Origin of the sequence: Gilliamella sp. wkB292 (assembly GCF_001690235.1) — a bacterium.
GTDB lineage: Bacteria > Pseudomonadota > Gammaproteobacteria > Enterobacterales > Orbaceae > Gilliamella > Gilliamella apicola_F.
This window is the reverse complement of sequence record NZ_LZGO01000084.1, coordinates 1-7,581: the sequence shown is the minus strand read 5'-3', so window position 1 is coordinate 7,581 and position 7,581 is coordinate 1. Positions and strand designations below refer to the sequence as shown.

Here is a 7,581-nt window from a genome sequence, read left to right as displayed (position 1 = left end):
TACCACTTCAGATTTTATAAAAAATAGCGCTAAATTATATTTTAATTAAAATTAATGCGTTTATACATCAGTCCTTAAAATTGTATTCAGAATTGAGAATAACTTTACGTTGTCGTATCAATAATTGATGTATAGAACGATTGTTGTGTTTTGTCGATTTAGTTAATTGGTAAAAATGTATCAAGTCGCATTGATTTTAACCCCGCTTTCCTTAATGATGATTCTTTTCTATACAATTTTAATTGTTTTCTGGTATTAATTATTCATTCAAATTGATGAGGTTGTAAGAGTACAACTAATCAACAAATTCTAAAAGCTAGTCTACCCAGCTAAACGAATAATATTAACGTTTATCACTCAATTTTTCTTAGTTTTTTCTTGGTCTGTAACAGGCGTGAATAAGGTTATTTTTATTTGAAAGTAATTTCATGATTTTTAACTTTTACTTTGATTTTAATCATATAAAAAAATTTTTTTTTAGCTCTTGAAATTTACTCTTCCACACTTATTTAGTGATCATGCAAATGGTTTAAATGTTTTATGCATTTATACCAAATTTATTGCTCAGGAGAGAATAATATGAGGTTAGATAAACTCACTAACAAGTTTCAACAAGCTTTAGCTGATGCACAATCATTAGCATTAGGTAAAGATAACCAATATATAGAGCCGGTACATGTGTTATCAGCAATGCTTAATCAGGAAGGTAGCAGTGTCAAACCATTATTGGCTGCAGCGGGAGCGAATGTTGCTGCTTTGCAACAAGAACTAACCCAAGCAATTGATCGATTGCCACAAGTACAAGGTGTGGGTGGTGAAGTGCTGCCTTCACAAGAGTTTGTTCGTGTATTAAATCTTTGTGACAAATTAGCGCAAAAAAATGGCGATAGTTATATTTCGTCAGAACTGTTTATATTAGCTGCTTTAGAAGAAAAAGGCAGTTTAGGTGATATTCTTAAAAAATCCGGTGTTACAAAAGACAGATTAAATCAGGCCGTCAGTCAAATAAGAGGAAGTGATAACGTGAACGATGCCAGTGCAGAAGATCAACGTGGTGCGTTGAAAAAATATACTATCGATTTAACCGAACGTGCTGAACAAGGTAAGCTCGATCCTGTAATTGGACGCGATGAAGAAATCCGTCGTACAATTCAAGTATTACAACGTCGTACTAAAAATAATCCGGTGTTAATCGGTGAACCTGGCGTGGGTAAAACCGCAATTGTCGAAGGACTTGCACAGCGCATTGTAAACCGTGAAGTACCTGAAGGTTTACGTAATAAACGTGTGTTGTCTTTAGATATGGGCGCGTTAATTGCAGGTGCCAAATACCGTGGTGAATTTGAAGAACGTTTAAAAGCCGTTTTAAAAGATTTAGCCAAAGAAGAAGGGCGCATCATTTTATTTATTGATGAAATTCATACCATGGTTGGTGCAGGTAAAAGCGATGGGGCAATGGATGCAGGTAATATGTTAAAACCAGCATTAGCCCGCGGTGAATTACATTGCGTTGGTGCGACTACTTTAGATGAGTATCGTCAATATATTGAAAAAGATCCCGCTTTAGAGCGTCGATTCCAAAAAGTCTATGTGGCTGAACCAACTGTTGAAGATACTATTGCTATATTGCGTGGTTTGAAAGAACGTTATGAATTGCATCACCATGTACAAATTACAGATCCAGCAATTGTGGCAGCAGCTACGTTATCGCATCGTTATATTTCCGATCGTATGCTTCCAGATAAAGCGATCGATTTAATTGATGAAGCTGCATCAAGTATTCGTATGCAAATGGATTCAAAACCTGAATCATTAGATCGACTTGAACGCCGTATTATTCAGCTTAAACTTGAGCAACAAGCGCTTAAGAAAGAGTCTGATGATGCAAGTAAAAAACGACTTGAGATGCTAAACGATGAACTTGCTGAGAAAGAAAAAGAGTATGCGTCACTTGAAGAAGAGTGGAAGTCAGAGAAGGCTGCTGTTTCGGGTACTCAGACAATCAAAGCTGAGTTGGAAAAAGCACGTACTGAGATAGAACAAGCGCGCCGAGCTGGTGATCTTAATAAAATGTCTGAATTACAATACGGCAAGATCCCTGAGCTGGAAAAGAAATTAGCATCGGCAACACAGCTTGAAGGCAAAACCATGAAGTTATTGCGTAATAAAGTTACCGATAATGAAATTGCTGAAGTGCTTTCTAAATCAACGGGTATTCCTGTTTCAAGAATGCTTGAAAGTGAGAAAGATAAATTACTGCATATGGAAGATGCATTACATAAACGCGTGATTGGTCAAGACGAAGCCGTTGTCGCGGTTGCGAATGCAATTCGTCGTAGCCGAGCAGGACTTTCTGACCCGAATAAACCAATTGGATCTTTTTTATTCTTAGGACCAACTGGGGTAGGTAAAACTGAGCTTTGTAAATCATTAGCTAACTTTATGTTTGATAGTGAAGATGCCATGGTCAGAATCGATATGTCTGAGTTTATGGAAAAACACTCAGTGGCACGTTTAATTGGTGCACCTCCGGGATACGTAGGATATGAAGAGGGCGGTTATTTGACCGAAGCGGTAAGACGTCGTCCTTATTCTGTCATTTTATTAGATGAAGTCGAAAAAGCGCATCCGGATGTCTTTAATATTTTATTACAAGTATTAGATGATGGACGATTAACCGATGGACAAGGGCGCACTGTTGATTTCCGAAACACAGTGATTATTATGACATCTAACTTAGGTTCAGATTTAATACAAGGTCATGTTGAATTAAGTTATGACGAAATGAAAGCATTAGTAATGACCGTTGTAACGAAACACTTTAGACCAGAATTTATCAATCGTATTGATGAAACAGTGGTATTCCATCCACTTGGTCAAGAAAATATCAAAGCGATAGCTAGAATTCAATTGGCTCATGTGGAAAAACGTTTGGATGAACGCGGTTATCAATTGGATATCTCTGACGCAGCGTTAGAGCAACTTGCTAAAGTTGGTTTTGACCCAATTTATGGTGCAAGACCATTAAAACGTGCAATTCAACAAGAGATTGAAAACCCATTAGCACAACAGATCCTATCCGGTAAACTTGTGCCAGGTAAAACCATTCATTTGGAATTAGTTGGGGATAACATTGAAGCTAAACAATAATCAATTTTGAATATTGTTGAAAATAATACAATGTGAGCATATAAAAAGCCTGAAATTATTTTCAGGCTTTTTTATTTATAAAGTAATCGTTATTGTTGAAAATTCTTTAAGTAAAGAGGGCTGATTTGAGAAAATTTAAAGATATATTCAGGCTCTTTTAATTTACCTTCTAAACGCATGCTTGATTCATAAATACAAATATCATTATCTTTAAAAAAATTACCTGAGAACTTAACTTTTGTCCTTTCTTTAAATTTGAAACTGTATCAAATAACGGTGTAGCAGGTTTAATTAATGTCTTATGAAACGAATATGAAAAAGGTTTTATTCTAAGTAGTAATATAAAATTTTTTTGCTATTTTAATTTTCAAAAGATCAAGAGCATTTTATTTAGACGTAATAGATTATCGTTCCAATCGATGTTTTGACTGTTAAAAGGGCGACATTGATATGCAGTTGTTCTATTTTTCAATTAACGCACTATTTTTTGCCTATTATCCGTTTTTGGGTTTGATTAATGAGCCGTAAACAAGCATTGATAAGCACGGTTTGATTAGCGGAATATTGAAGTATCGATTCAGGCTCTTTTCTATAATTGAATATCTTATTGCTTGTCATGCTCGATATTGATGCTTTTTATATGGCGGGTGATAATTGGTTTTTCGCTAACGTTTATTACATCTTTAGTTGCTTGTTAATGCTTATCATCTTATTAATTAATTTATAATTTATTAATCATTTTCTAAAAGGCTTTTTCAAGTGTGTTTTGATAAAGCTCAAAGTAAAAGCATTATTTAATCTTGCTAAATGCATCATAAAGCATCATACTAAATCAGATTGATAAAATATTCATTATTAGCATGAAAGGAAAAATATATGATTAAATTAATTATCAGTGATTTAGACGGGACTTTTTTAAACGAACAAGGTGATTATGATCGTCAACTATTTGCTAAAGTGTATAAGCAAATGACAAAAGAGAATGTCCATTTTGTTGCGTGTACCGGTAAACAGTGTGAGCGGGTCGAGGAACTATTTGGCGATTATAGTCAACATATTTGGATCGTTGGCGACAGTGCTACAGCAATTAAATTTAATGGAGAATTTGTCTATCGTTCCTTTTTAGCCAATGATTTGGGACAACGTATTATCAACACATTGGAACAAGCCAGCACCGATCATGTAATCATTGCCTGTACAGCAAAAGGGGCAGTGATTCGATCGGATTTACCAGCAAGATTAAAACAAAAAGTTCGTGGTTCTTATGCTTCCATTATTGAAGTTGATGAACTGAGTTCAATTTCTGATGATTTTATTAAAATCACGGTCTATGATGAAACAGGTCAATGCCCTCAAACGCGTATGCATTTAACCCCTTATGAGGATAACGTGTATATTGTTGTATCAGAAGCAAATTGGATTGATATCACCGATTATGATGTGCATAAAGGTAATACTATCAAGAAATTACAACAAATGCTTAACGTAACTGTCAACGAAACTATGGCATTCGGTGATGGTTATAACGATATTGAATTGTTAGAACAAGCTGAATATAGTTTTGCCATGCGTAATGCATTTGAAGAAACGAAAGCAAAAGCAAATTTTATAACTGGCTATAATACTGATAGTGCCGTTTTGAAAACAATTCAATTGATATTAAATCTACAAGCAAAATAGCTAAAAAATAGATTCGGTCGACCTTCGAGCGAATCTATTAGGCGACCTCTATCTGTAAATCAAAATGCTCAAAACCTTCAATTTTAGTTTCTCGACTGACGACAATGATATCAAGATCTTCACATGTTGCCACTTTATAACGAGCTATTTGTAACATTTTATCGGCTATTACAGCGGCGACAACTTCATTACTTTGGGCAATTACCTCTTTTTTAAAACAAGCATCTTCATAATAAACAGCACTTAATCCAGCTTGTGGATCAAGTCCACATACGCCAATAAATGTTTGATCAAAGACCATATTACGGATCTGATTTACCGTATCTGCACCCATGGTGCTGCCGGTTTGCGGATTCACTTTTCCACCAAGTAAAATAAGCTCCCCCTGAGTTCGACTACTAAGTAGTGAAGCGATTTGAGGGGAATTTGTCACAATAGTCAACTCAATATTTGCAGGAATATAACTTGCCATTGTCAAATAGGTTGAACCTGCGTCAATAAAAATACAAGAATTGGCTTTGATGAGTTGAGCGCATCGTTTAGCAACCGATGATTTTTCACTAACGCTTTGAGTCATTCTGGTTTCAAAGCTTGCAGATTGTTTTAATTGACTGACCGCACCCCCATAAACACGTTTGCAGATACCACTGCGCGCAAGTTTTTGTAAATCGCGGCGAATCGTATGTTCTGATACACCAAGTAATTTAATTAAATCGGCATTGACTACTCGACCTTTGTCTTGTAATAACTGCTGAATATAAGATTGTCGTTGTTCAGGAAAAGCATCATAATCAATCATCTATCACTCCATCAATGAATTTACCTTTTTCCCACGCCATATTCTTGTGCAGTATATTATCTTCACCAATTACATTTGGATTTTCACGATTGATATTATTGCGGTTTAGTAAACAGGCATTATATTCGGCATCTAAACATTTTCGTTGGATTTTGTTGTCGATATTAATGATTTGACAACGATTTTTTTCAAAAATATATTGATAGTTTTTGTATTGATAAAAACTTTCTATTTTAGTCTGGAGCCTTTGTTGTTTATCATCCACGTCATAACAATTTTTGCTACCTATGGCAGATTTATCTTTGGGATTGAACTCTATATTACTACCCCATAGATGGGTTGGTGTAAATGTTCCCTTATCATTAATATAATAATCCAAGTTATCACCTTGCCTTGAACGGTATTTTTTGATAGCTAAATCAAGTATTCCATCAAAATTGATATCTTGTAAGTCGATGCTCATAAAACCATTATCACTATAGTTTAAATTTTCGATTTTTTGTAATAACCGATGGTTATTTTTCGCATAAACGTTAATGCCAACTAGTGTAATTTTATCCATTTTTTGTTTAGAAAAGACCGCAGTAAAATAGTGATGATCAGTTGACGCTAATTGTAATAATTCAACATTAGTAAATTGCGTATTACTATCTTTATCAATCACTAATTGTTGAGAAAGTTTTACCGGATATTGTTGATTATTGCTGCCATTAAACCAATAACCCTTTAATGTTCGATTTAACAATGTTGTTTCTTGATTTTGTGTTAGATGAATATCATTAAAGATAAAATAGTGACTTTGGTTTTTGGCTTTTATTTGTTGATTGTCAGGATCGATATAGAGATCGTGTGCATCATAAAGTTCTAAATTGGTTTGATTAGTTAACTGTGAACAGGAATTATTCAATTCACATCCATAGTTTAATTTATGCTGTATCTGTTTTGGATCATCATCATAAACCCAAAAAGCTTGACTTATCGGTTCTAGATATAAAGTCATTTGTTTATCTGCAATATTACCTTTATAAACATAGATAGTGCTAAATGCCGGTGAAGATACTATCAATAATAAAAGTAATATTATTTTTCTCATGCTTTTTATCTCTTAAATAATGTTGACTATGTAACATTCGTTATAATAGGGTTATTAAGGAATAAGTTTTTATCAACATATTACAAACTATTTTAATAATTGTAATGTAATTCTGCTTTTATGCAAAAGGATATAAACTAAATTAATATATCTGTATTTCAACGTAAAATCATTTTTTTAATTTTTGTATTATGTTATCTCTGAATCTATCAAGGATAGTATTAAAATTAAACGTCTAGAGTAAAGACAAATGTCACTCCATTTGAATGAGAACTTAACAATTCTTTACTGAAAAGCTCATTACAAACTCAATTAACTATCTTAATATATTACGCTAAAATTACTTTAGTATAAATTGATACTAAAGGTTTAGAGCAAAATTAATTGATGATTAAATTAAACTCAATCATATGAATTTTAAAGAAAAATTTAGATATTCACTACAAGGATTGGTAAAAATATGTTAAAATGTGGTCTTAATCGGGCATCGGGCATCGGGCATCGGGCATCGGGCATCGGGCATCGGGCATTATTAAATAGTCTAGTTACAAAAAGTCATCGGGCCAGCGACTTATCCTCGCACTTATCGTCTTTTAAGTCTTTTATTTCATCTTTAAAATTTTTATATCACTTCAAACACTTTTCGAGCAAAATTTGGTTAACTAATTTATATGTAATAGATTATTTTAAATTAATTCAATCGAAATTAACTCAAAGCTCATTATTCATATTTTTTATTTTATTGACGATTCATCCAGTGCAAGCATTAAGTACAACAACAGCGAAAGCGATAGAAGGCAGTGCGCCAGAAGTGATAAATATCGATTTGGCAGCGAATAAACAAGGATTTACGGTTAAT

The 7,581-nt window shown here is 33.7% G+C and carries 5 protein-coding genes; 3 read left to right on the top strand and 2 right to left on the bottom strand.

Annotated elements, in window-relative coordinates; all coding sequences use genetic code 11:
- Positions 1–579: 579 nt before the first annotated feature.
- Together clpB and A9G09_RS12470 are read left to right on the top strand one after the other, a co-directional pair.
- A complete protein-coding gene (gene clpB / locus A9G09_RS12475) occupies positions 580–3,150 on the top strand; it encodes an ATP-dependent chaperone ClpB (RefSeq protein WP_065635165.1) in 2,571 nt (856 codons plus the stop codon).
- 876 nt (positions 3,151–4,026) lie between these two features.
- Positions 4,027–4,830, top strand: a complete 804-nt coding sequence (locus A9G09_RS12470; protein ID WP_065635164.1) for a Cof-type HAD-IIB family hydrolase — start codon at positions 4,027–4,029, stop codon at positions 4,828–4,830.
- 37 nt (positions 4,831–4,867) lie between these two features.
- Here the strand turns inward: A9G09_RS12470 and A9G09_RS12465 are convergent, their stop codons facing one another.
- Positions 4,868–5,629 carry a DeoR/GlpR family DNA-binding transcription regulator gene (locus A9G09_RS12465; protein ID WP_065635163.1) on the bottom strand — a complete coding sequence of 254 codons (762 nt, stop codon included), beginning with the start codon at positions 5,627–5,629 and terminating at the stop codon, positions 4,868–4,870.
- Entirely contained in the window at positions 5,622–6,722 is a 1,101-nt protein-coding gene (locus A9G09_RS12460; RefSeq protein ID WP_065635162.1) for a hypothetical protein, read from the bottom strand. Before A9G09_RS12460 ends, A9G09_RS12465 begins: the two co-directional genes overlap by 8 nt.
- Before the next feature lie 460 nt (positions 6,723–7,182).
- Here A9G09_RS12460 and A9G09_RS12455 point away from each other — a divergent pair.
- On the top strand, positions 7,183–7,581 hold a 399-nt coding region (locus A9G09_RS12455), incomplete at its 3' end, for a hypothetical protein (RefSeq protein WP_141671599.1).

Coding starts and splice junctions, on each gene's coding strand:
- clpB (WP_065635165.1), top strand. CDS start 580: ATGAGGTTAGATAAACTCACTAACAAGTTTCAACAAGCTTTAGCTGAT.
- A9G09_RS12470 (WP_065635164.1), top strand. CDS start 4,027: ATGATTAAATTAATTATCAGTGATTTAGACGGGACTTTTTTAAACGAA.
- A9G09_RS12465 (WP_065635163.1), bottom strand. CDS start 5,629: ATGATTGATTATGATGCTTTTCCTGAACAACGACAATCTTATATTCAG.
- A9G09_RS12460 (WP_065635162.1), bottom strand. CDS start 6,722: ATGAGAAAAATAATATTACTTTTATTATTGATAGTATCTTCACCGGCA.